This window comes from Gordonia sp. 852002-50395_SCH5434458, assembly GCF_001665905.1.
GTDB lineage: Bacteria > Actinomycetota > Actinomycetes > Mycobacteriales > Mycobacteriaceae > Gordonia > Gordonia jacobaea.
On the sequence record NZ_LZTC01000035.1, the window covers coordinates 13287 to 36980 of the forward strand.

The 23694-nt window shown below is 65.3% G+C and carries 20 protein-coding genes; 11 read left to right on the forward strand and 9 right to left on the reverse strand.

Annotated features, from left to right (window positions below):
* Positions 1 to 12 precede the first annotated feature (12 nt).
* From A5785_RS06520 to A5785_RS06550, 7 genes are all read left to right on the forward strand, one after another.
* A complete protein-coding gene (locus A5785_RS06520) occupies positions 13 to 996 on the forward strand; it encodes an NADPH:quinone oxidoreductase family protein (protein WP_064865371.1) in 984 nt (327 codons plus the stop codon).
* Positions 997 to 1065: 69 nt separating this feature from the next.
* Entirely contained in the window at positions 1066 to 2268 is a 1203-nt protein-coding gene (locus tag A5785_RS06525) for an acetyl-CoA C-acyltransferase (protein WP_064865374.1), read from the forward strand.
* Positions 2269 to 2351: 83 nt separating this feature from the next.
* On the forward strand, positions 2352 to 3035 hold the full coding sequence (locus A5785_RS06530) for a TetR family transcriptional regulator (RefSeq protein ID WP_064865625.1): 684 nt from the start codon (positions 2352 to 2354) through the stop codon (positions 3033 to 3035).
* A 161-nt stretch (positions 3036 to 3196) separates the two neighbouring features.
* Positions 3197 to 4306 (forward strand): dimethylsulfone monooxygenase SfnG, encoded by a 1110-nt coding sequence (gene sfnG / locus A5785_RS06535; RefSeq protein ID WP_064862711.1) that lies wholly within the window; start codon positions 3197 to 3199, stop codon positions 4304 to 4306.
* Positions 4307 to 4437: 131 nt separating this feature from the next.
* Positions 4438 to 5670: an SfnB family sulfur acquisition oxidoreductase gene (locus tag A5785_RS06540; RefSeq protein WP_064862709.1), complete on the forward strand. Its 1233-nt coding sequence runs from the start codon at positions 4438 to 4440 to the stop codon at positions 5668 to 5670.
* A 118-nt stretch (positions 5671 to 5788) separates the two neighbouring features.
* Entirely contained in the window at positions 5789 to 6577 is a 789-nt protein-coding gene (locus A5785_RS06545) for a hypothetical protein (RefSeq protein WP_064865627.1), read from the forward strand.
* The gene (locus tag A5785_RS06550) at positions 6567 to 7463 is read left to right on the forward strand and encodes a hypothetical protein (protein WP_064865381.1); all 897 of its coding nucleotides are present in this window, start codon (positions 6567 to 6569) and stop codon (positions 7461 to 7463) included. The genes A5785_RS06545 and A5785_RS06550 overlap by 11 nt, the downstream gene beginning before the upstream one ends.
* A gap of 116 nt (positions 7464 to 7579) precedes the next feature.
* Here the strand turns inward: A5785_RS06550 and gjpA are convergent, their stop codons facing one another.
* Positions 7580 to 9250, reverse strand: coding sequence for an outer membrane porin GjpA (gene gjpA / locus A5785_RS06555; protein WP_064865382.1), 1671 nt, complete (start codon positions 9248 to 9250; stop codon positions 7580 to 7582).
* A gap of 389 nt (positions 9251 to 9639) precedes the next feature.
* Between gjpA and A5785_RS06560 the strand changes: the two genes are divergently transcribed.
* Both A5785_RS06560 and A5785_RS06565 read left to right on the forward strand, forming a co-directional pair.
* Positions 9640 to 11490, forward strand: a complete 1851-nt coding sequence (locus A5785_RS06560; RefSeq protein ID WP_064865383.1) for a fatty acyl-AMP ligase — start codon at positions 9640 to 9642, stop codon at positions 11488 to 11490.
* A gap of 134 nt (positions 11491 to 11624) precedes the next feature.
* Positions 11625 to 12527, forward strand: a complete 903-nt coding sequence (locus A5785_RS06565) for a hypothetical protein (protein WP_197500805.1) — start codon at positions 11625 to 11627, stop codon at positions 12525 to 12527.
* Between the two features lie 84 nt (positions 12528 to 12611).
* On the opposite strand, the gene A5785_RS06570 is transcribed toward A5785_RS06565, so the two are convergent.
* Both A5785_RS06570 and A5785_RS06575 read right to left on the reverse strand, forming a co-directional pair.
* Entirely contained in the window at positions 12612 to 14279 is a 1668-nt protein-coding gene (locus A5785_RS06570; RefSeq protein WP_082946538.1) for a YibE/F family protein, read from the reverse strand.
* A 21-nt stretch (positions 14280 to 14300) separates the two neighbouring features.
* Positions 14301 to 15788 carry an LLM class flavin-dependent oxidoreductase gene (locus tag A5785_RS06575; protein WP_267625813.1) on the reverse strand — a complete coding sequence of 496 codons (1488 nt, stop codon included), beginning with the start codon at positions 15786 to 15788 and terminating at the stop codon, positions 14301 to 14303.
* A gap of 78 nt (positions 15789 to 15866) precedes the next feature.
* Between A5785_RS06575 and A5785_RS06580 the strand changes: the two genes are divergently transcribed.
* Positions 15867 to 16367 carry a mycothiol transferase gene (locus A5785_RS06580; protein WP_064865391.1) on the forward strand — a complete coding sequence of 167 codons (501 nt, stop codon included), beginning with the start codon at positions 15867 to 15869 and terminating at the stop codon, positions 16365 to 16367.
* A gap of 46 nt (positions 16368 to 16413) precedes the next feature.
* On the opposite strand, the gene A5785_RS06585 is transcribed toward A5785_RS06580, so the two are convergent.
* From A5785_RS06585 to A5785_RS06610, 6 genes are all read right to left on the reverse strand, one after another.
* Positions 16414 to 16833 carry a DUF6764 family protein gene (locus A5785_RS06585; RefSeq protein ID WP_064863746.1) on the reverse strand — a complete coding sequence of 140 codons (420 nt, stop codon included), beginning with the start codon at positions 16831 to 16833 and terminating at the stop codon, positions 16414 to 16416.
* A gap of 176 nt (positions 16834 to 17009) precedes the next feature.
* Positions 17010 to 17624, reverse strand: a complete 615-nt coding sequence (locus tag A5785_RS06590) for a response regulator transcription factor (RefSeq protein WP_064863747.1) — start codon at positions 17622 to 17624, stop codon at positions 17010 to 17012.
* Positions 17621 to 18724, reverse strand: a complete 1104-nt coding sequence (locus tag A5785_RS06595) for a sensor histidine kinase (protein ID WP_064863748.1) — start codon at positions 18722 to 18724, stop codon at positions 17621 to 17623. The genes A5785_RS06590 and A5785_RS06595 overlap by 4 nt, the downstream gene beginning before the upstream one ends.
* 84 nt (positions 18725 to 18808) lie before the next feature.
* Entirely contained in the window at positions 18809 to 19615 is an 807-nt protein-coding gene (locus A5785_RS06600) for an ABC transporter permease (protein WP_064865393.1), read from the reverse strand.
* A 52-nt stretch (positions 19616 to 19667) separates the two neighbouring features.
* Positions 19668 to 20612, reverse strand: a complete 945-nt coding sequence (locus A5785_RS06605) for an ABC transporter ATP-binding protein (RefSeq protein WP_064863750.1) — start codon at positions 20610 to 20612, stop codon at positions 19668 to 19670.
* Positions 20613 to 20717: 105 nt separating this feature from the next.
* The gene (locus tag A5785_RS06610; protein ID WP_156528011.1) at positions 20718 to 22589 is read right to left on the reverse strand and encodes an amino acid transporter; all 1872 of its coding nucleotides are present in this window, start codon (positions 22587 to 22589) and stop codon (positions 20718 to 20720) included.
* A 379-nt stretch (positions 22590 to 22968) separates the two neighbouring features.
* Here A5785_RS06610 and A5785_RS06615 point away from each other — a divergent pair, with 379 nt between their 5' ends.
* Positions 22969 to 23658 carry an MspA family porin gene (locus A5785_RS06615; protein ID WP_005202142.1) on the forward strand — a complete coding sequence of 230 codons (690 nt, stop codon included), beginning with the start codon at positions 22969 to 22971 and terminating at the stop codon, positions 23656 to 23658.
* Positions 23659 to 23694 lie beyond the last annotated feature (36 nt).

A 23694-nucleotide genomic window follows, 5' to 3' on the forward strand; every position in this document is an offset into this window, starting at 1 on the left:
GGAGATACATCCATGAAAGCCTGGCGCGTCAACGAACTCGGTGATCCCCGCGACGTCCTGACCCTCGAAGAGGTCGACACACCCACCGCCGGTCCCGGCGAGGTTCTGGTGAAAGTGCTTGCCACGCCTGCCAACTTCCCCGACGTCCTGCTGTGCCAGGGCAAGTACCAGATCAAGCCGCCGCTGCCCTTCACGCCCGGCGTCGAACTGTGTGGTGAGGTTGTCGCCATCGGTGAGGGAGTCGATCGTGCCGTCGTCGGCGAGCGGGTCGTCGGAAACCCGATTCTGCCGGGCGGGGCGTTCGCCGAGTATGCGCTGATGAATCAGGCCAACGTCTTTCACGCTCCCGATGCACTCGACGACGCCGAGGCCGCCGCGTTGAGCATCGGCTATCAGACCGCATGGTTCGCGCTGCACCGTCGGACGCAGATCGCCGAGGGCGACTACCTGCTCGTGCACGCGGCCGCAGGAGGCGTCGGCAGTGCGGCAGTGCAATTGGGTAAGGCTGCGGGTGCGCAGGTCATCGGTGTCGTGGGTGGACCCGAAAAGGCGTTGTACGCCAAGGAACTCGGTGCAGATCTGGTCGTCGATCGACGCTCCGAGGACTTCGTGTCCGCGGTCAAGGAGTTCACCGGAGGCCACGGCGCCGACATCGTCTTCGACCCGGTGGGCGGCGACGCGTACGCCGGATCGACCAAGTGCATCGCATTTGAGGGGCGCATCGTGGTGATCGGCTTCGCGGGTGGCACCATTCCGCAACCGGCACTCAACCATGCGTTGATCAAGAACTACTCGATCGTCGGGCTGCACTGGGGTCTCTATCAGACCAAGAACCCGGCGGTCATCGACGAGTGCCACGCCGAACTGACCCGGTTGGCCGACAAGGGTCTTGTCAAACCTCTTGTGGGCGAACGACTTGCGCTGTCCGACGTTGCCGACGGTGTCGGTCGTCTCGGCGAGGGCACGACCGTCGGTCGCCTCGTGTTCATTCCCTGATCCCGCCATACCCCTCTACGCGAAAACACCAGCACGCGACAGTACCAGCACCAGAAAGAACAGACACTCATGCGCGAAGCAGTCATCGTCTCCACCGCACGCACCCCGATCGGCAAGGCGTACCGAGGAGCGTTCAACAACACCCAGGCACAAGAGCTCGCCGGGCACGCCATCGCCCATGCGGTGTCGCGGGCAGGCATTGAGGGAGGCGAGGTCGAGGACGTCGTGCTCGGTGCCGCCATGCAGCAGGGCTCGACCGGGTTCAACATCGCCCGCCAGGCGCTGCTGCGTGCGGGACTGCCCAACTCGGTGTCGGGCATGAGCGTCGACCGGCAGTGCGCGTCCGGCCTGATGGCCATTGCGACGGCCGCCAAGCAGATCGTCGACGACGGTATGGAGATCGCCATCGGCGGCGGCGTCGAGTCGATTTCGTTGGTGCAGAACGACCATGCGAACAACTACCGGGCTCAGGACCCGTGGCTCGTTTCCAACGTCGGTGACATCTACATGCCGATGCTGCAGACCGCGGAGATCGTCGCAGAACGGTACGGCGTCAGTCGGGAGCGCCAGGACGAGCTGGCTCTGATCTCCCAGCAGCGGACAGCGGCAGCGCAGGAGGCCGGCCGGTTCGACGACGAGATCGTGCCGCTGCGGACCATCAAGCTGGTCGTCGACAAGGAAACGGGTGAGACGTCGGAGCAGGAGGTCATGCTCGATCGCGACGAGGGCAACCGTCCGTCGACGACCAGGGAGTCGCTCGCCGGTCTGCGCGCGGTGCTTCCCGACGGAGCGGTCACCGCGACGTCGACCGTCACGGCCGGCAATGCGTCGCAGTTGTCCGACGGCGCGTCGGCGTCGGTGTTGATGGAAGCCCGCGAAGCGTCACGACGTGGACTGGAACCGCTCGGTGTCTACCGGGGCATGGCCGTTGCGGGATGCGCACCCGACGAGATGGGAATCGGGCCGGTGCTCGCGGTGCCGAAACTGCTCAAGCAGCATGGGCTGACCGTCGACGACATCGGTCTGTGGGAGCTCAACGAGGCTTTTGCGTCCCAGGCCGTCTACTGCCGGGACGAACTCGGTATCGATCCGGAGAGGTTCAACGTCGACGGCGGCGGTATCTCGGTGGGTCATCCCTACGGCATGACGGGTGCGCGCTGCGTCGGGCATGCGTTGATCGAGGGTCGACGACGCGGCGTCCGCTATTGCGTGGTGACGATGTGTATCGGCGGAGGTATGGGCGCCGCCGGGCTCTTCGAGGTCGCCGGCTGAGTGGTCGCCGACCGGGTGGCGGTGCGTCGGCGTGAGCGACGGCGGTGGGTCGGCCTGACCTGCGGCAAGATAAGCTCGGGCAGGTGACCAGGACTCGACGCTCCGGCTCCGCCCATGGCGGTCGGGAGGCTGACGCCGAGACTCGCGCCGACCGCAAGAACCGCACCCGGCAGGCGTTGATCAGTACAACCCTCGATCTCGTCGCCGAACGCAGCTTCGGAAGTATCAGCCTGCGAGAGGTCGCGCGGGGTGCAGGCATCGTCCCGACCGCGTTCTACCGGCACTTCGCCTCGATGGAAGACCTTGGCGTCACGCTTGTCGAGGACTCGATGCGAGTGCTGCGCCGCACGTTGCGCGAAGGGCGTCGCGACCTCGCCGCCAGGCAGGCACTGCCGACCGCGAAGAACTCACTCGACATCCTGCTGCAGCACGTGCACGACAACGAGCCGGCGTTTCGTTTCCTGATCCGCGAACAGCACGGCGGTTTGGCGGAGATCAGGCGGGCCATCGACACCGAGTTGCGGTTGTTCTCGAAAGAATTGGCCATCGACCTGTCGCGGATACCCGACCTCGCCGACTGGACCGCCGACGACCTCGAGCTCGCCGCGGAACTCATCGTGAGCATCATGCTGACCGCCGTCGCCGACATCCTCGACGGCGAGCACCGCGGCCGAGGCGCGGAGTCGGCGATCATCGACCGCACTCAGCGCCAGTTGGTCATCGTGTTCCTCGGTATGGCGCAGTGGGAGCCGTCCGACGACCGCTGACCATCCGACTCCGGAAAGGGGTCGTCGCGCAGGGAACAGGTCGGCGCATGTCGTCGACTTGAATCCATGCCGATTACAACTGTGGGCGGGTGTGGCGTCGTCGATGACACTGAACTCCGATTGTGTCCGAGAGCGGACGTCCGCCGAGCAACAGGAGTGTCATGTCCACCGAGAAGATCGCCGACGAGATCAAGTTCGCGTATTGGGTCCCGAACGTGTCCGGTGGGCTCGTGACGAGCGACATCGAGCAGCGGACCGGGTGGGACTTCGAGTACAACAAGCGTCTCGCGCAGACCGCCGAGAACAACGGATTCGAGTATGCGCTCAGCCAGGTGCGGTACGAGGCGAGCTACGGGGCCGAGTTCCAGCACGAGTCGACGTCGTTCAGCCTCGCGCTCCTCGGCGCGACCGAACGCCTGAAGCTGATCGCGGCCATTCACCCCGGACTGTGGCATCCCGCAGTGCTCGCCAAGTTCGGTGCGACCGCAGACATCTTGTCGGGCGGGCGTTTTGCGATCAACGTGGTGAGTGGTTGGTTCAAGGACGAGTTCACCCACCTCGGTGAGCCGTGGCTCGAGCACGACGAGCGCTACCGACGCAGCGGCGAATTCCTCGAGGTGATCCGCAAGATCTGGACCGAGGACAACGTCGACTACCGCGGAGACTTCTACCGCATCCACGACTTCACCCTCAAGCCCAAGCCGCTCAACACTCCGGAGCGGCCCAATCCCGAACTGTTCCAAGGCGGTAACTCCACGGCGGCACGCAATAATGGTGGCCGCTACTCCGACTGGTACTTCTCCAACGGCAAAGATTTCGACGGTGTCACCGAGCAGCTCGACGATCTGCGTGCCGTGGCCCGCGCGCACAACCGCGAAGTGCGCTTCGGACTCAACGGATTCATCATCGCGCGAGACACCGAAGCGGAGGCGCGTGACACCCTGCGCGAGATCGTCGAGAAGGCGAACAAGCCTGCGGTGGAAGGCTTTCGGAGTGCGGTACAGCAGGCGGGCAGCTCGACCGGCGACAAGAAGGGCATGTGGGCCGACTCGTCGTTCGAGGATCTCGTGCAGTACAACGACGGCTTCCGCACGCAACTGATCGGTACACCGGAGCAGGTCGCCGAGCGGATCGTCGCGTACAAGAAGCTCGGCGTCGACCTCGTTCTCGGTGGATTCCTGCACTTCCAGGAGGAGATCGAGTACTTCGGCGAGCGTGTGCTGCCGCTGGTGCGCGAACTCGAGCTCGCCGAAAGCAGCGCGACGGTCTGACGGTGTCGACAGACCCCCACACATCAACGGCGACAGAAGGTTTGACTGCTCGGCCGGCAGAGACCGTACCGACTGCGGATCCAGTCGCCGTACCGACTGCGAATCCAGTGGTCGTACCGACTGCGAATCCAGTGGTCGTACCGACCAGCGCCGCGGAGGCGCTGGCGAGGGCACGCGAGGTCGCGGCGCGGATCGAGGTCGACGCCGCGGTGCGCGACCGCGATCGCCGACTCCCGTACGCGGAGATCGACGAGCTGTCCGCGTCGGGGCTTCTCGCGATCACCGTCCCACAGCGGTTCGGCGGTCCCGACTTGGCGCCGAGCGTCGTCGCGGATGTCGCCCGACTACTCGCGGCCGCAGACCCCAACATCGCGCAGATTCCGCACAGCCACTTCGTCTATCTGAACCTGCTCCGCCTGGCCGCGCCGGATGCGTTGGCGCAGCGCATCTTCGGTCACGTTCTGCAGGGTGGCCGTGTCGCGAACGCACAGTCGGAGCGGGGTGGCAAGACCGTCGCGGACATCAACACCACGCTGCGTCGGCAAGGCGACCGCTTCGTGCTCGACGGCGAAAAGTTCTATGCGACAGGGTCGTTGTTCGCGCACACCCTGGCCGTACTGACGCGCTTGCCCGAAGGGGCCGAAACCGCGGAGTCCGAAACCGAAGAAGCCGCAGGCGGGTTCGAGCCGGGGGAGTACGTCGCATTCGTGGCGGCCGACGCTCCTGGGGTCGAGATCGTCGACGACTGGAATGGCCTCGGTCAGCGCACGACCGGCTCGGGGACCGTCAGGTTCGCCGGGGTCAACGTCGACCCGGGCGACCTCGTGGCTCGCGCACCGGCGGTCGCTCAACCGACCGGCTACGGCGCATTCGCCCAGCTACTGCACGTCGCGATCGACGTCGGTATCGCGCGCGGCGCACTCGACGCGGCCGCCGACTTCGTGCGCACGAAGTCGCGGCCGTGGTTCGAGGCAGGAGTCGAACGCGCAGACGCCGACCCGTTGACGGTGCAACGCTTCGGTGAGCTCGGCGTCGAGGTCGCGGCGGCAGAAGCGACGCTCGATGCGGCGAGTAGAGCTGTCGACGCGGCGACGGCCGAGGACGTCGACGATCCAGCGCTCACCGCTCAGGCGTCGATTGCCGTCGCTGTCGCCAAGGCCGTCGCCGACCGTGCGTCGAATTCGGTGAGTTCTGCGTTGTTCGAGGTTGCGGGCACGCGCAGCGCCTCCGCCGAGCTCTCGCTCGATCGGTTCTGGCGAAACGCCAGGACACACACGCTGCACGATCCGGTGCGCTGGAAGTACCAGCACATCGGTCGCTGGGTGTTGCGTGGGGAGAGCCCTCCGATTCACGGTGTGATCTGAGTGTGGACATCTGGGGCCACGTCATCTGAATGAGGGGTGTAGCTACGCTGATCCGGCGTGCATCATCTGCCATCCCGGATATTCTCTTCTCTATGTTCACGAATCGGACGTGGCCAGTGTGACTCCGACACCGCACGATCAGTCAGGTCCCGGGGGTGAGTATCCCGGGGGCGGTGATTCACGCTACGACCCCACCGGCCACGACCCCACCGGCGGCTACGACTCCGGCGACTACCGGAAGTCCACGAATGCGTATACGGATCCGTCGGGCTACCCGGGGACGTCACAGGATGCCGACCCGAGCGCCTATCAGCCGCCGATGTACGCCGACTACTCCTATCCGGAGCCGCCCCGTTCCGAACCGACCCAGCCTGGTCCCGCGTATCCATCGGCCCCCGCACCGATGTCGTACCCCCCGCCCGCTTACCCCCAGTCGGCCTACCCGCAGCAGTATCCGCCGCCTGGACGTTCGCAGGGTCGGGACAAGTCGTTGATGATCGTGCTGATCTGCGTTGCCGCTCTGGTGATCATCGGCCTGCTCATCGTCGGCGCGTACTTCCTGCTCAATCGGAGCTCGGATTCGTCGACCGACACGCAGTCGACGCCCACAGTCACGCAGACGGTTAATCCGGCGCCGACCTCCACCGTGACGGTCGCGCCGCCTGCGACCCCGCCGCCGGGAGCGGTCAGTTGCGGCGCCGGAGTGTCGGCGGGTACGTCGGTGACGAGTTGCTCGTTCGCGCAGGCAGTCCGGGACGAGTATCTGCGCACCGGGGTTAAGGGACAGTCGCGGGTGATCAGCGCCTACAGCCCGGTCACGGGAATGAGCTACGTCATGTCCTGCGGTCCGGAAGGTGGTGTCGTCGCCTGTCGCGGCGGCAACGACGCGGTGGTCTATGTCTACTGACCTGCGCGGTCTGGTCGGTGTCGTCGGACTGGTCACCGTGTGCGCTCTTGGCGTTTCGAGCTGTTCGACGACGGGTCGCGGTGACAACCAGATCACTCCGGTCACGGTGACGGTGACCGGTTCGACGACGTCGCAGACGTCTGCGTCGGTGCCGTCGAGTGCTCCTGTCGCGAACCCGCTGGCACGCGGGTTCGCAGCGCTCGCCGCGCAGGTCGGAGTACCCGTCGGAGTTGCATTGGCCCCCGTTGGCCGAGGCGGCAGTGATCCGATTGTGTTGGGCGACAACACACCCCAGGTGGCATGGTCGACGATCAAGGTTCCGCTTGCTGTCGCGGCCGAGCGCGAGAACGGTCCGTCGGCCGCTGAATCGAACGCGATCATCAACTCCGACAACGCTTCTGCCGAGTCGCTGTGGTCGTCGCTGGGGAGCGATGCTGTCGCCGCTCGTAAGGTCACCGCGGTCCTGCGTGAGGGCGGCGACACTCAGTCGACCGTGCCCGCACAGAGATTGCGCGCCGGCTTCACGGTCTTCGGGCAGACCGTGTGGACGTTGCCTGCCGCTGCCACGTTCACCGCCCATCTGCCATGCATGCCGGGAACAGCGCATGTCGTGTCGCTGATGGGGCAGGTCGCAGGCAACCAGCAGTGGGGCATCGAGGTGATGTCGACGCCGAAATCGACTGCCGTGAAGGGCGGTTGGGGTCCGGGTGTCGATGGCTCGTACCTGGTCAGGCAGATCGGACTCATCACGTACTCCGACGGACGTCAGACCGCCGTCGCCATGAGCGCCGCGGGTGGCTCGATGTCGGGAGGCATCGCCGCGCTCAACACAATCGGTAATTGGCTCAACCGAAACGCCGCTCGGCTTCCCCGCGGTACCTGCTGATTGCCCTGGTGCAGGCCGTTCGCATCCATTCTTCGGCGGTACGACAACGAGCAGAGCGCCGGACCCGGTGACGGATCCGGCGCTCTGCCGTGACGATGTCGGTGCGGTGACGGGTGTCAGTCGGTACCGGAAGACCCGGTACCAGCAGAAGATGTCGAACCGCTCGACGTCTTTGACGCGCCAGTCGATTCGCCCGAGTTGGCAGACGACGATGCACCCGACTTGGAGTCCGCAGCGCTCTGGGTGTCGGCGTCGGTCTTCGGCGTCGACGATCCGGTCGACGCCGAACCCTGCGTCGAATCCGTAGACGTCGAGGAACTGTCGGCAGACGCAGCCGGTGCGGTCGACGACTCTGTGGCCGAGGTCGTGGGTGTCGCCGGGCTCGACGGTTGGCTGACGGACGGCTGGACGGTTGGGCTCGCTGCGGTGGATTCCTGTGCCGTGGAGCGACTCTGGGCCTCCGCGGACGGACTGGCCTGTGTTGAGCTCGACTCTGTCTCCGCGACGTCGACCTTCGCCGATTCCGCCTTTGCCGACTCCACCGCGACGCCGGCTGTGGCGACGGCGGCTGCGGTCTTGGCGGTGTCGGGCGAAGGGGTTGTCTCCGAGTCCTTCTTACCCAGCAATGTGTCGGCCAGCTTCTGGATGGCCGCGGCCCAATTGTCTGAGGCTTTGTCGCTGATCGTCGGGAACTCCACACCGGCAAGCGGCGGAACCGGCTTGCCGCTCTTGCCATCCCAGCCGTCGCCGAGGAGCACTCCCACGGTCTGTGACAGTCCCTCCATTGCGCCGATGGGGCCGACAGCTTGGCCAGGAATGCCGAGGGTGAGGGGGAAACCCAACGCATCTGTAGTGACGTTCATGCCGACGCTGTTCAGGATCGACCCGCCTGGGGCGGTGATCGACGTGCCATTGGGGCCGTCATAGGACCCGCGTCCGACCGAACCAGGGGTGAACAGGCCGCCGAAGGCGATGTCGAGTGAGTTCAGTGTCGTGCTACCGAGTAGGCCGGTCTCGTTGATGATCGGAGTCAGAGCGGTGAGATCGAGTGTGGCACCGTTGAAAACCGCTCCAACGACGTTGGCCGGAGCGGAGAACACATCGGAAAAGACCGCATCGGGATTGTCCGCTTGGATCGCGGCCGCGATGGCGATTCCGCTGTTGAGTACGGCGACGGCCGGGCTGATCACGGGGCCGACCAGACCGATGAGCACGCCACTCATCGGCGACGCCAACACGTTCATGATCGCGGTGATCGTCGCCGGATCGATCGGTCCGCCCTCGGGAAGAAACTGCGGTAGCAACTGCAGCACCAGCCCGTGCAGGCCGTCGACCGTGTGATCCTTCGTCTGCGCGAGCGTGTCGTCGCTCGCGCCGATACCGGTGACACCGGTGATGACGGCTTCGAGGTTGGCCCGCATCTTCTTCAGGGCGTCGTCGGCTTTGGACGGATCGTTCAGAACTTCGTTGAGATACTTCGACTGATTGGAAATGATCTGCTGAAGGGGCAGCCCGGGAGCCAGGAAGTAGTTATGGGCAAGAGTCGCAGCATTTTTCGATGCCTCGTTGAAGGCGTCGATGTACGGCTCGAGTGGCTTCCAGTCTGCTGCGAGACGGACGGTGGCCTCGGTGGCCTTGTACGCGGTCGGTACCTCGGAATGAACGCCGGGCGCGACGGCCATGACGCTCGCGCCTGCGATGGCGACACCAGCGGCAACCCACGCACGGGGGGCTTTCTTCGGAACTTCGATATCGCCTTGCAGGGCGATGGGAGCGGAACGCTGCACGGACTCTCCTCAGGGACATGTGCAAGAACTTGAGTGCAGTCTGAACGTAGAGCCAGAGCGGCCTGAGAGAGGGCCGTTTCGGCAAATTTGCTTTCGTACACGAACCATTAACTGGACTCGTTTGGTGTCGTTGGATCATTAAATAACCAGGTCAGCGCGCCGCAACTGCTTGCGATAGTTAGTCAAAGATTCGCGATAGCGCGGTACCGACGAGTAGGTTTCGGTGCCGTAGTGGGCGTGGAACCTGAGAAAAACGGCATCCGGCAATCGCTTGCTCGGGTAACGTCCCTCGCGCCCGACGACCCGGACAGAACGCGAATGACGGGTCGTCGTCTTACGGGGCCGCGGACTCGACGCGGCGCCGAGATCACGATCAATGAAGGTGGCCGATGTCCAAGCACGCAAAACTCACCGAAGACACTCTGCTCGAACTGCTCCGGCAGCGGGCAGACCGGTACGCCGACAAGGTGGCATTCGCCTTCTCGTACAACGGCGACGGCGAGAATGCGAGTGTGCTGACCTACCGTGATCTGGATAGCAGGGCGCGCGCGATCGCTGCCGAGTTGCAGAGCAAGGGTGCGGCAGGCGAGCGCGTACTGGCGCTCTGTCGACCTGGATTGGACCATATCGCAGGCTTTTTCGGATGTGTCTATGCCGGCGCGGTCGCGGTTCCGGTGCACGAGCGATTGGCTCCGCGACTGTCTTCGGTCGTACCGGATGCGCGTGCACGTTTCGCGCTGGGAGTGTCGGAGACGCAGCCGGCCATCAAGACGATGCTCGACACGCTCGGCGAGGGCGGCGATCTCACCTGGGGTCTGATGGATGTGGTCTCGGCGGATGCCGACGACTGGGTCGCGCCGAACATCGACGCGACGACAGTCGCGATGATCCAGTACACGTCCGGATCGACCACGACGCCGAAAGGCGTTGTCCTCAAACATGACAACCTGATGCGGAACATGGAGGCGATCCGATCGTCGTGGGGTGGCACAGACTCCGACGTCGGCGCCTTTTGGCTCCCGTCTCATCACGACATGGGGTTGATCGGTGGGGTGCTGTCCATGATCTATCTCGGCTGCACAGCACATTTCATGTCGCCGACGGCGTTCATCAAACGGCCGATGGCATGGATGGAACTACTCTCCTCGTGTGCCGCGACCTACACTGTGGCGCCCAATTTCGCCTACGAGTTGTGCGTCGAGCACAGCACCTCTGAAGAACGTGCAGCACTTGATCTTTCGAGGCTGCACACCGCGATGAATGGCGCTGAACCCGTACAGGAGGCAACGCTACAGCGGTTCGCGGAAGCCTTCGCGCCCGCGGGATTCGCACGCGAGGCATTTTCTGCGGTCTACGGCTTGGCTGAAGCGACGCTTCTCGTTTCCGGTCGGCCCGGTTCGGCGCAGCCTCGCGCGGTGCATCTCGATCGTGAGGCGCTCGCCGAAGACAGAGTCGTCGAGCGCGACGACCCGGCGGGAGCGATGACGGTTGTCGGGTGTGGCGAGCCACGCGCCGGCGAGGTGGTGATCGTCGACCCGGTGACGCGCGTGCAGTGCGGAGAGGGAAACGTCGGCGAGATCTGGTGTGCGGGAACGAGTGTCGGGGCGGGATATTGGCGCCGACCCGAGGAGACGGAGCACACTTTCGGCGCGTCGACCACCGACACCGGGGCAGGGCCGTTCCTGCGCACCGGCGACCTCGGGTTTCTGCGTGACGGCGAGTTGTTCGTCACCGGTCGGTGCAAAGACCTCGTCGTCATCCGCGGTGGCAATCACTATCCCAACGACATCGAACTCACCGTGCAGGGTTGCCACGCATCCCTGATATCCGGTCGTGGCGCGGCGTTCGCGTTCACGCCGGGATTGCGCGCGGTCGAACGACTGGTCATCCTCCAGGAGGTGGACATCGACCACGGTGGTGTGGGCGCACTCGATGCGGACGCCCTCGCCGAGATCATCGAGAGCGTGCGTGTTGTGGTTGCCGATCGATACGGCGTCGATCCTCATTCGGTGTTTCTCGTCGAGCCGCAGTCGATTCCGACGACGTCGAGCGGCAAGATTCAACGTGGGCGGTGTCGCGAGTTGTTCCTCGACGATGCTCTGTCTCCGGTCGCTGTGTGGCAGACACCCTCGGCCGCCGACGACGTGGCGCGAGCGAAAGAACTCGAGCGGGCTGTTGCCGGTGCCGAACTGGTGCGGCTCGCGGTCGCGTCGGGCAGGGGCGCCGGGCAGCCCTCCTGACAGCCACGCCACGCCCCGTGCACGGTGGTGTTCCTCAGCGCGGGCCGGGCGTGACCGAGTTGTGACGCCCTCGGGGTCGCTTCGGCCGCGGCCGAGCCGTAACGTCTGTTACTCAAGTGACTAGAGGGACAGATGTGACTATTTCCAAACGACTCTGCGTGCTGATCGCCGTCGCGGTGACGGCGATCGTCCTCGGCGCAGGAAGCGCGCATGCGGCTCCTGCCCAGTTCCGGCCGCCGCCACTACCCGAGCCGATTGCGACGTGGTTGCGTCCGCCGGTGCCTCCGGCGAAGAGGCTCGCGGATAGCTGGGCGGTTGCGCAGAAGTCGATTCGTAAGTCGATTCCCGGCCAAATCGGTGTGTCGTTGGTGCCCGTCGGGTCCGACGCCGCACAGTCATTCGGGTCGCTCAAGACGGGGCGGGCGTGGTCGACCTTCAAGGTCCCCGTCGCACTGGCGGCCGAGCGCAAGAACGGTGCATCGATCCTCGCCAAGGAGGACAAGGCGATCACCTTCTCCGACAACGACGCCGCTGGCGACCTCTGGGGATCGCTCGGAGGTGGCAGGGCGTCGGTCGACGCGGTGACCGCGGTGCTGCGCGAAGGCCATGATGTGACGACTCGGGTGAGTTCGGAGATCGACACTCCACGTTCGTATCCGGGCTATACGCAGTGGGCGCTGGCTGATCAGGCGCGTTTTGGGGCGCACCTGCCGTGCATGCCGAACACCAAGAACATCCTCGACCACATGGGTTCGGTGGCGCCGAATCAACGGTGGGGCATCGCTGATCTCGGTCCCAAGCAGCACGCGGTCACCGCGGTGAAGGGTGGCTGGGGGCCTGCCACCGATGCGGCACCCGGTTACCTGGTGCGCCAGCTCGGCCTCATCGCGACCGATCAGGGGGAGGTCGCGGTCTCGATGGCTGCTCGTCCGACCAGCGGAACATTCGAGGACGGCACAAAGATGCTGACCAAGGTCGGCGACTGGCTCGGCCGGAACTTCACGTTGATTCCGGCGGGGAAGTGTCCCGCCCTCTGAACGGCGCACAGTCGGCGGTCTCGAGCGCACAGTCGGCGGTCTGAGGCGCCCGGTCGGCAGTCTGAGGCGCCCGGTCGGCAGGGGTCAGTCGGGCATGGAGTGGCGACCCGTGCGCGGAGGTGAAGGGTCGACGCCGCGGTCGTGGCGGCTCGGTTGCTCCTGTGCCTCGCGGGGTGCGGCACGGGGTGCCGACTCGGTTGGGGGACGCTCGTTGACGGGCCGCCCGTTCTCGATACGACGGGTTGCGCGCACCGAGGCGTCTGGCGCGCCGGACGTCGTGCGAGCCGGCTCCGCCGAACGTGGCGTCGAGCGCGGCTCGGGTTCTGCAGCCCGACGCGCAATGCGCGTCTCGGGTTCTGCAGCGCGGCGCGTCGGGATTACTTCCGGCTCCACCGCGCGGGATTTCGTGTGTACCTCCGGCTCCACCGCGCGCGGCGTCGGATGGGTGAGGGCGGCGGCGATCGCTGTGGTCAGTGGCACCGACAGCGCGATGGCGATGCCGCCGACGAACGATCGGGCGAGTTCGACGGCGACCGCGTCGGTGGTCAGCAGCGACGAGAAAGGTTGTCGCGCAACCGAGAACAGTAGGAGCAGCGGTAGCGCGCTGCCCGCGTACGCGAAGACGAGGGTGTAGACGGTGCTCGCGATGTGGTCTCGGCCGACGCGCATCGCGGCCCGGAAGGTCGCGAGCCTCGTCGGCTCTCCCGCGCCCGCGAGTTCGAATGCCGCTGATGCCTGGGTGATCGTGACGTCGTTGAGAACGCCGAGGGTGCCGATGATGAATCCGGCGAGCAGCAGGCCGCTGATCGAGATGCTGCCCTGGTAGACCTGCAGGTTGGTGGTCTGGTCGCCCGACAATCCGGTGAGGTGCATGGTCCTGATCGCCAGCCAGCTCAGCACGCCTGCGAGCACGAGTGAGCTCAACGTGCCCAGGAGCGCCGAGCTCGTCCGAAGGCTGATGCCGTGCGCCAGATACAAGACGACGAACAGGATCGCGGCCGAGGACACCACAGCCACCGCGACGGGCGACTCACCGTCGAGAATCGCGGGCAGGGTGAAGATGCCGAGGACAGCGAAGGCGAAGACGAGACCGATGATCGACCGCAAGCCACGCCAGGCCGCAACCAGGACCACCGCGCCGACGAAGAGCACCGCCCAGATCAGTGTCGGTATCCCGCGTGAGAAATCGAAGAACGTGTAGCGCGGAGCGCCGTCGGGGCCCGGTACCGTGCTCAGCCGGATGGCGTCGCCGGGCGAGAGCGACGGTTGGCCCGCCTGCGGTTCGTCGAGGGTTGAGGGGTCGGGTGCGACGCTGTCCGGGCCGCTGCCGGCCTGCGCCCGATTCGTCGGGATCTCGAGCAATGTGTATTTGCCTGAGTCGCTTCCCGATTCGAGCTTGACGGTGTTCTCGATGCACGGGCCGTTCGGTGTCGGCGTTGTGCCGAAATCGGGCGAATCCTGCGCCGTTCCGACGAGTTGGTTGAGGCAGGGGCCACGCGATTGCCCGACCACTTTGCCCGACACCGTCGTGATCGCTCCGCCGTCTGCGCCTCGGAACTGCGGCGGAATCGGATGGCTCCCGCCCGACGGCCACAGCAGCACCATGCCGACGATGACGGCGATTCCGGCGATCGTCAGCGTGACGACGACGAATCGTTTCGCGAACGGAGACAAGGCCGCCGGGATCTCCGACAGCGAATGGCTGTGCGAGTGTCCGACGTGTGTGCGGTGGGGTCCGGGATCGCGACTCACCCCGCCACAATAGGCGGCGAGTCAGCTCGGTGTGGCGCCGACGGCGTCGACTCGTGCCGCCACGTCACGGACCGAGTCGTCGATGGTCGATCCCGTGCCCCCGACGCGGTACGACGCTCCGCGGTGGTTCTCCGGAAGCAGGTCACCGCGTCCGAACAGCTTGTTGCGCAACGTACCCGGCACGTACTCCCGCTCGTAGGCGCCTCGCCGCTCCAGAGCGGGCACCACGTGGGTGATGACGTCGGAGAAGGTGCCGGGCGTCACCGCATACGCGAGGTTGAAGCCGTCGACGTCGGTCTCGGCGGCCCAGTCCAAGAGGGCCGATGCAACCTCGTCGCCCGACCCGATCAGCACCGGACCCATTCCGCCGATGCCGCCCCACGCCGCGATGTCGCGCACCCGCCACTGCTCGCCGGTATCGGATGCCTGCTGGAAGGCGGCCACCGCGGACTGGATCGCGTTGCTCGCCACGTTGCCGATCGGTTCGTCGAGGTCATACGACGCGAGGTCGATGCCCATCCAGCCCGACATGAACACCAGTGAGCCCTCGTCACTGGCCAGTCGCTGATACTCGGCCGCCTTCGCGCGTGCGGCTTCCGGCGTGGCGTCGGTGATGATCGTCAGGAGCGTGTAGATCCGTGCGTCGTAGGGATCACGACCTGCGAGGACGAGTTCGTCGCGGATCTTGGCGACGGTGTCGCGGAGGATCTGCTTGGTGGGAGCCGCGACGAAGATGGCTTCGGCGTTCTGGGCGGCGAAGCGTCGGCCGCGAGGTGAGGCCCCCGCCTGGTAGATGACCGGCGAGCCCTGCGGCGACGGCTCGGACAGGTGAATGCCCGGCACGGTGAAATGCTTACCGCGGTGTCCGACGTGGTGCACTTTCGACGGGTCGGCGAACACGCCGGAGGTGCGGTCGCGGAGTACCGCGTCGCGCTCCCACGAGCCTTCCCAGAGCTTGTAGAGCACCGTCAGGTATTCGTCGGCGTGGTCGTAGCGGTCGTCGTGCGCGAGCTGATCGTCGTCGCCCATGTTGCGCGCGGCCGACGGCAGGTAGCCGGTCACCACGTTCCAGCCGATCCGGCCCTTGGTCAGATGGTCCAGCGTCGACAATCGGCGCGCGAACGGATACGGATGCTCGAATCCGGTGCCCGTGGTGATCCCGAAGCCGAGGTGCTCCGTCGCGTGAGCCATTGCCGACACCAGCAGCAGCGGGTCGTTGACGGGAATCTGCGCGCCCTGCCTGATCGCGGCTTCGTCCGTGCCCGCGTAGACGTCGTAGGTGCCGAGTACGTCGGCGATGAACAGGCCGTCGAATCCGCCCGTTTCCAGGAGGCGGGCCAACTCGACCCAGTAGTCGAGCGCGTTGTAGTCCCACGATCGATCCGCGGGGTGACGCCACAGACCCGGCGATTGGTGGGCGACGCAATTCATGTCGAATGCGTTGAAGCGGATGGGTCGCGGCGTGCTTGCCCGCGAGGTGGGGGCGGAAACGTGATGGCTGTCAGACACTCGGCTGATCGTCCGGCCTCACGTCGGGTCACGCCAGGTTTGTGCGCACCGCGGGCCAAAGGGGTACGAATGGTTGGCATGAACGCCTCGGAAGTTCTCCTCGACGGATTGGGTCGCATCAAGGACGGGGTACACGGTGTCCTCGACGGGATCGACGAAGAGCGACTGGGTCTCACGGTGGCACCGGGAGCCAACACCATTGCCTGGCTGATCTGGCACCTCACCCGAGTCCAGGACGCGCAGATCGCCGATGTCGCCGACTTCGACCAGGTCTGGATCAGAGATGGCTGGTACGAGAGTTTCGCCCTGCCATTCGACAAGGAGGCCACCGGCTACGGGCAGTCGCCCGAGGATGCGCGACGCGTAGTAGCCGAACCCGACCAGTTGCTCGGCTACTACGACGCCACACACGACGCATCGGTCGCCTACCTCACGACGCTCGACGACGCCGACCTCGACCGGATCGTGGACGCGCGATGGGATCCTCCCGTGACGCTCGGCGTCCGATTGGTCAGCATCGTCGACGACGACGCGAAGCACCTCGGGCAGGCTTCCTATCTCCGTGGGCTACACCTGTAACATCGCCGGGCGTTGGCGGTCATAGGTGAGTCAAAAGCGTTCTGTCTCAGGGCTTCCAGCAGCCTTTGAGGGTTTGGAAGTCACCTGCGAACGAGGTGCCGCCGGTGCAGGTGGGTCCGTTCTTGCCGTCGACGACGACGGTGGCACCCGGTCCGGCGATGCCGATCGCGAGTCCCGGTTTGATACCCGTCATCGTCACTGATGCCTTGGGCCCCACCGCAATTGCTGCGGGACCGGCGTAGTTGTCTGCCTTGGACGACGCGGTGCCGCCGCTGTCGACGACCGCCAGGCTCAGTCCTGTGGGGCCGGAATCTGCTGTGCAGCCAGGCATTGTCGAGCTCTGTCCTGGGAGAGCCGGACAGATCGTGGGTGCGGCAGCGGCGTCGGGTGCCGCGGCGAATGCGATCGCTCCCGCGCCTGCCGTTGCGACCAGTGCACCCAATGCGATTCGGGCCGTATTCCGCATGTGAAGCTCTTTGCTTGCCAGTGTTCGGTGTGTCGGTGGATGAGCACCAGCGATTCGGAGCAGGTGTGGACCGCGGATGGGAACCGTCGCGCAGAAAGCTACGCCTCTCGGTGCCTTCGTACGTACCGGTACATGCGAGGTGCCCGTGGGGTGCAACTTTCTGCGCGCAGAAGACGTCAGATCCAGCCGCGATCACGCGCGATATGCGCGGCCTCGCCGCGCGTGCTCGCACCGGTTTTCCCGATGGCCGACGACAGGTGGTTGCGCACGGTGCCCGCGGACAGGTGGACCTGCGCCGCGATCGTCGCCACCGTCGCGCCGGACAGCGCGGCACGCAGCACGTCTGTTTCGCGCGACGTCAACGGATTGTCGCCACTGGCAAGGCTTTCCGTCGCGAGCGTCGGATCGACGACGCGCAGTCCCGCATGCACGCGTCGGACGGCATCGGCGAGTTGGGCTGCGGGAGTGTCCTTCACGACGAATCCCGATGCTCCCGCGTCGATCGCGCGACGGAGGTAGCCCGGGCGGCCGAACGTCGTGACGATCAACGAGCGCACGTCCGGGAGGTGTGTCCGAATCGCGGCAGCGGCCTCGATGCCGTCGGCTCCGGGCATTTCGATGTCGAGCAGGCAGACCTGCGCGCCGGATTCGCGGGCGGCGTCGACCACCTCGTCGCCTCGGCCGACCTGGGCGACGACCTCGAGATCGGGTTCGAGGTCGAGCAGTGCGGCGAGCGCGCCCCGAACGAGCGCCTGGTCGTCGGCGAGGAGTAGTCGGATCGAGTCGGTCATGAGATATGTACCCGCACTGTCGTTCCCGTTGGATCGGAGTCGAAGTGTACTGTGCCGCCGGCAGATTCGACGCGCTCGCGCAGTCCGCGCAGCCCGTTGCCGTGCTCGGCGTCGCCCAGGCCTGCACCGTCGTCGTGAACGGACATCGACGATTCGTCGATCAGCACCTCGCAGTGCTGTGCTCCGCTGTGTCTGACGACATTGGTGACGGCCTCGCGCAGCACCCAGGCGAAGAGTTCGGCGTGTTCGGTGTCGACGGTCGGCTCTGGCAACGTGGCCGCGATGCCCGCCGCGTGCAACGCGCTGTCGACCCCGGCGATGGTGTCGGGCAGATCGGGTGTGCGCATGCGACCGACGGTTGTGCGCACCTGTGCGAGCGCATCGCGTGTCAACTGATTGATCTCACCCAGTTCTCGTTGCGCGCGTTCCGGATCGAGTTCGACGAGCCGCTGTGCGAGTTCGGTTTTCACACTGATGACCGTGAGCGAATGGCCGAGGATGTCATGGACGTCGCGCGCCACACGCTCGCGTTCTGCGACGACGGCCAGCCGTGCGTCGAGTTCTCGTCGACGTTCCTCCTCGCGTTCGCGCTCTCCTTCGCGCACCGCGACGGCTCGAAATCCGAGCATGGTCAGTCCGACGGCCAGCAGGACGAGCACGATGCTGGCATCGGTGTGCCACCCGAAGAGACGGGGGACGGCAACCGACGCAACGACGACGGTGCCGACGCAGATCAGCGCCCACCGCGTCGGAAAACAGAAGGCGGCGACGACCATCAGGAATGGCGCTGCACCGAAGGCGTTCTCGCCGATGATCGGCAGTAACCCCACCATCAGGAGCGCGAGCAGCACGAACAAGGGCACGCCACGCAGATCGGTCGCTGAGCGGCCGGTGAGCAGGTACACGCTGGCCCACAGGTAGGACAGCGCGAACAGCGTCAGGAGGGCGAATCCGATCGCCTTTGTCGCGGGCGAGTGATCGGAGGTGGCCACCGCGCCGATCGGGTAGGCGAGAAAGATCAGCCAGACAGCGGTGAACACCCAGCGCAGATTGCGCCAGGGTGCCACCGCGTCAGCCTTGAGGCCAAACCGCTGTGCCATCACGCACTCTCGACCGTCATGGGCGATGTTCTCCTGCTGTTCCGTCGTCGGCTTACTGGCTCACTGGCTCCCTGGCCCGCTGACTCACTGGCGCTGTGTACTGCGACTGTAGAAGACCGCGGCGGCGATCGAGAACACTGCGGCCCAGAAGACCAGATTGGCGATGGCGACCCAGAGTCCGATGTGCGTGCCGTAGACGGTCACCCCGTGGTCGAGGGGGTAGCGGGCCAACGTCACGACCCCGAACATCGGCGTGAACTGGGAGATGGTCAGCATGGTTCCCTTGAGTGGGACGAAGACGTTGCCCGCGAAGGCGAGGAGTGCCAGTACGCCACCCATCACCTGCATCGCACCGTCGGACCGCATCAGGCTGCCGACCGCCAGGCCGAACGCCGCGAACACCGACGCCCCGATCCACCCGAGCAGCAGGCACGCGATCCAGACACCGAAGGGTGCGTGTGCGCCGGTGGCGATGCCCGCGATGCAGAGCACCGCGATGGGCAGTGCACCCATCGCAAGGGCCACACCGATTTTCGTCGCCACGTAGCCCGCGGGTTGTAGCGGCGTCATCATGAGCGTTCTGGTCCACCCGGCTTGCTGTTCGATCGCGACCGATGCGGCGTTCGTGGCTGCGGCCAGGATCGCTCCGTAGACGGCCATGCCGATGAGGACGTAGAAGGCGACGTTGCCGGATCCCACTGCATCGCTTGTCTTCTGGGTTGCACCGAAGACCAGGTAGAGCAGGGCTGGCATCGCGACGGTGAAGATCATCGCGCGACGATTGCGCATGACGCGACGGATGTCGAGCCGGAGATAGGTGGGTGAGGCGAAGAACCCGCGAAGGGAGTCCGATCCGGTCGTTCTCGGTGCGTCGGCAGTATGCACGTTCATGGTGGGAGCCTTTCGGTGTGCTGGGGTTGGGCGGCTGTGAGGTTCGTGGTGGTCAGTCGGTGGTGAGCGCGATGAAAGCGTCTTCGAGGTTGTGGGTCGCGACCTCGAGCTCACGAGCGTCGGTCGCGGTCAGCAGAAACCTCGCGAGTGCATCGGAATCGCTGGCGGACAGATAGATTCGTCCGCCTCGACGCTCGACCACCTCAAGATCGGGAATGGCCGCACCCACTGCGGCGATACCGGTGTCGTCGACGATTGCCGACACCACCCGTCGGCTGGCGACATTGCGGATCTCGGCGGTCGAACCGTCGGCAACGACGCGTCCGTGCGAGACCATCACGATGCGGTCGGCGAAGTCGTCGGCCTCCTCGAGGTAGTGAGTGGCGAAGACGACGGTGCGACCGGCACCGGCATCCGCACGAATCGCCGACCAGAAGGTGCGTCGTGACTCCACATCCATTCCGGCGGTCGGCTCGTCGAGCACGATGAGGTCTGGGTCGGGCAGCGTCGCCAACGCGAACTTGAGGCGTTGCTGCTCGCCACCCGAGCACCGGGAAACCTTGCGCCCGGCGATGTCCGAGATGCCGGCGCGAGCCATTGCTGATTCGACGTCGCGCGTGCGCCCGTGTAGATCCGCGACGATGCGCATGGTCTCTTCGACCGTGAAATCGGGGAGCAGACCGCCGCTCTGCAGAACCGCGGCGACCCTACCTGTCCGTGCGGCCTTCCTGGCCGACAAGCCATAGACCTCGACGGTGCCCGAATCCGGTTGTGTCAGGCCGAGAACCATGTCGAGTGTCGTGGTCTTGCCTGCGCCGTTCGGCCCGAGGAAGGCCACGACCTCGCCCTGGCGGATCGTCAGGCTGAGGTCGTCGACGGCGGTGACCTGAGAACCGTTGCCGCTGCGGAAGGTCTTCGTGACACCGTCGATGACGAGTGCCGGCACGGTGTGTGTTGGCGCCGATGTGCGAATCGCGGTGGGGTCGGTGTTGTTCATGACATCAAGAGTCGCCCCGCGCGGGCGTCCACACACAGAGCAGATGTCATGTTTCGCCCATGACAATCGTCATGGGCCGGGCACTGAGATGTTGGTGTCGGGGAGTCAGCCGACGTGTACGACCGGTCGTTGGCTGATTTCCGGCTCGGCCCGTCGGACGACCTCTCGCGTGACCGCCGCAACCTCGCCTTCACCGATGAACAAGAACCGGAGGAGGTTGAGCAGCGGGTTGGTCTCGCTCCACTCGAAGTACACGTTGGGAACGATTCCGGTCCGTTCGCGGATGGCCAACAACGTGGCCGCGATCGTATTGGGCACCGCCGCCGAATCAACCCAGAGGATCCGGTATCCACCTTCGCGGTAGCGTCCGTGGATCAGGAGGTCGGTGGCGAATTCCGACGAGTCGGTCACGTTGACTTCGAGGAACACGATCTGATCGGCGTCGGGAATGTGGCTTTCGGCGCGTTGCTGCAGTTCTTTGTCGTGGTATTCGTGCAGCGACCGTTCGTCGGGGTCGTGGGTGACGATCTGTATCTCCCCGGAGGCCGCTGCCTCGTCGATGATGCGTTGTGCTGTCTCGTCGAAAGTGATGATGCCACTTCGCAATTCGAACGATCGGTTGATTCGGGAAGCAAACGACACGATCAGGATGGCCGCGATGAAGAATGCTGCCACCTGCACACCCTCGGGGCGTTCGATGATATTCGCGACGGTGGTGTAGATGAAGATCACCGAAATCGTGGTGAACATCAGCGTCAGTCGTCGAATCCTGCGTTTGCGCACCGAGAGTGTGACCGCGATGGCAGCGGACGTCATCAGAACCAGTACGCCGGTGGCGTATGCGCCGCCCTGTTTGTCGACGTTGGCGTCGAAATAGATGGTGACGCCGAAGGCGATGAGTGCGAAGACGACGACCAGCGGGCGGGTGGCGCGCGCCCAGTCCGGAGCCATGCCGTAGCGCGGCAGGTAGCGCGGCACCAGGTTGAGCAGACCGGCCATCGCCGACGCCCCGGCGAACCAGAGGATGAGGATGGTGCTGATGTCGTAGACGGTGCCGAAACCGCTGCCGAGGTAGTCGTGTCCGAGGTAGGCGAGCGCACGACCGTTGGCCTTGCCGCCGGGCTGGAACTCGTTCTCGGGTATGAGGATGGTGCACACCAGACTGCTCGAGATGAGGAAGACACTCATGATCAGTGCCGATGTGGTGAGGAGGCGTCGAGTGCCACGGATGCGGGTGATCGGATGATCGGGTGGATCGGCCGGTGAGCCGTCGACCTGCGGCATGACCGCGACGCCCGTCTCGAAGCCCGACAATCCCAGCGCCAGCTTGGGAAACACGAGAACGGCGATCGCGGCCACCATCCACGGATTGCCGTGCTCGGTGAACATCGCCGACTGCCAGTCGATGACGAGATGTGGAGCTTCGACGATGTGCCACAGCGCGGTCGCGATCACGACAACGTTGAGACTCAGATACACGACGACCAAGACGACCGCGATGGTGATCGCCTCGGTGAAGCCGCGCAGGAACACCGCGGCGAGCAGCGCGAGCAGGATCAGTGTGATCAGGACCGTGTGGTTGGAGAAGCCCCGTGGCACAAGGGGATTCTCGACGAAGTGGGCGGTCGCGTCCGCGGCCGACAACGTCATCGTGATCAGGAAGTCGGTTGCCGCGAAGCCGAGGAGGACGAGAACGAAGATCTTTCCGCCCCACTTGGGGAGCAGCCGTTCGAGCATCGCGATCGAGCCCTCGCCCTTGGGCGATTTCGCGGCGACATACCGATAGACGGGAAGCGCGCCGAAGAGCGTCAGCGCGACCAGCACCAATGTCGCGACAGGGGCGACGGGTCCCGCTGCGAGCGCAGCGATGCCCGGCTGGTAGCCGAGCGTCGAGAAATAGTCGACGCCGGTCAGGCACATCACCTGCCACCACCGGTGTGTGTGCGATTCTTCGCTCGGAATGCGGTGCGGTCCCATGAGGCCTGCGGGCTCCGGTGAGATATCGGAGAGCAGCCACTGCCGCATTCGGTGGTCGGAAACGTCGGAGCTCACTCGCAAACACTAACCGGACGAACCTCGATTTGGTATCGCGAAGCTTGCACTCATTTGAGGACGATCAGCAAGCGTCGCTTATGTCCGATATTTGGCAGTGCAAACGGTACAAAACGAAACATCCTGTCGTGCAACGGATTCGAAGATCACAAATTGGTCAACGCGCCGCCGTGTGGCCGCACTTTGTTCACGTTTTGTTCTCCGTCATCTCAGTACAGTTCGCGCGGAGTTGCCGCTGGGGCGACGACCGGCGCAGCGCGCGGAGCGAGCGAGCCGAGCAATGAATTCATCTTGAGGGGACTACATGACCACCAACGAGTCACGGATGCGACGGGGTGCCGTCGGCGCACTGGCCATCGGTGCCGTCGCGACCGCCGTCGGCCTGGCCGCGGCTCCCGCACACGGCGACGCCTTCGTTCGTTTGCCGGGAGGAACGGCCAACGGCGACGGGCTGACACTGACCCGCACCTCTGAATCTGCACAGATCTCGCCGTCTCTTGCGGCAAACGGCCTTGGCCGCACCGCGTGGGTGAGCGGAAGCGTTGTTCTCAAGGCGCCGGGCTTGAAGGACTCCAAGGCTGGGCCGAACAACGGTGTCGGTTCGAACGGCGAGGCCACCTACCCGGGCACCGGCGGCGTGTCGACGGACGGCGCCGCGGCGACGCTCTCGGTGGGCTACATCGTCGGTTGCCAGGTGAACGTCGGATCGATGACGGTCGGCGCCACCGGAACACTCAACCTGCTCAGCGCCGGCGCGGTATCGGGTTCGGGCAGCCTCAGCATTCCGCTGACGCCCGGCCAGGTGGTGTTCGCTCAGCTCGATTACAAGGACATCGAGAAAAAGGGCACGTACTACTTCAACTGGGACCGCACGCAGCTGAACATCAACAACTGCGCAGGCTACGCGCAGGCTCGCTCGTACGTGGTCGTCGAGACCACGGGTAGCGATCATCAGAAGATCAATCTCTATGGCAAGCCCTTCTCCATCGGCTGACACCTCCCTGAACGACTGACGACATACGAGGAAGAA

Excerpts from the sequence above, each read along its gene's own strand:
- A5785_RS06605 (WP_064863750.1), bottom strand. The coding sequence starts at position 20,612 with ATGAACAACACCGACCCCACCGCGATTCGCACATCGGCGCCAACACAC.
- A5785_RS06560 (WP_064865383.1), top strand. The coding sequence starts at position 9,640 with ATGTCCAAGCACGCAAAACTCACCGAAGACACTCTGCTCGAACTGCTC.
- A5785_RS06615 (WP_005202142.1), top strand. The coding sequence starts at position 22,969 with ATGACCACCAACGAGTCACGGATGCGACGGGGTGCCGTCGGCGCACTG.
- sfnG (WP_064862711.1), top strand. The coding sequence starts at position 3,197 with ATGTCCACCGAGAAGATCGCCGACGAGATCAAGTTCGCGTATTGGGTC.
- A5785_RS06585 (WP_064863746.1), bottom strand. The coding sequence starts at position 16,833 with ATGCGGAATACGGCCCGAATCGCATTGGGTGCACTGGTCGCAACGGCA.
- A5785_RS06525 (WP_064865374.1), top strand. The coding sequence starts at position 1,066 with ATGCGCGAAGCAGTCATCGTCTCCACCGCACGCACCCCGATCGGCAAG.
- A5785_RS06580 (WP_064865391.1), top strand. The coding sequence starts at position 15,867 with ATGAACGCCTCGGAAGTTCTCCTCGACGGATTGGGTCGCATCAAGGAC.
- A5785_RS06590 (WP_064863747.1), bottom strand. The coding sequence starts at position 17,624 with ATGACCGACTCGATCCGACTACTCCTCGCCGACGACCAGGCGCTCGTT.
- A5785_RS06520 (WP_064865371.1), top strand. The coding sequence starts at position 13 with ATGAAAGCCTGGCGCGTCAACGAACTCGGTGATCCCCGCGACGTCCTG.
- A5785_RS06550 (WP_064865381.1), top strand. The coding sequence starts at position 6,567 with ATGTCTACTGACCTGCGCGGTCTGGTCGGTGTCGTCGGACTGGTCACC.
- A5785_RS06595 (WP_064863748.1), bottom strand. The coding sequence starts at position 18,724 with ATGGCACAGCGGTTTGGCCTCAAGGCTGACGCGGTGGCACCCTGGCGC.
- A5785_RS06600 (WP_064865393.1), bottom strand. The coding sequence starts at position 19,615 with ATGAACGTGCATACTGCCGACGCACCGAGAACGACCGGATCGGACTCC.
- A5785_RS06610 (WP_156528011.1), bottom strand. The coding sequence starts at position 22,589 with ATGGGACCGCACCGCATTCCGAGCGAAGAATCGCACACACACCGGTGG.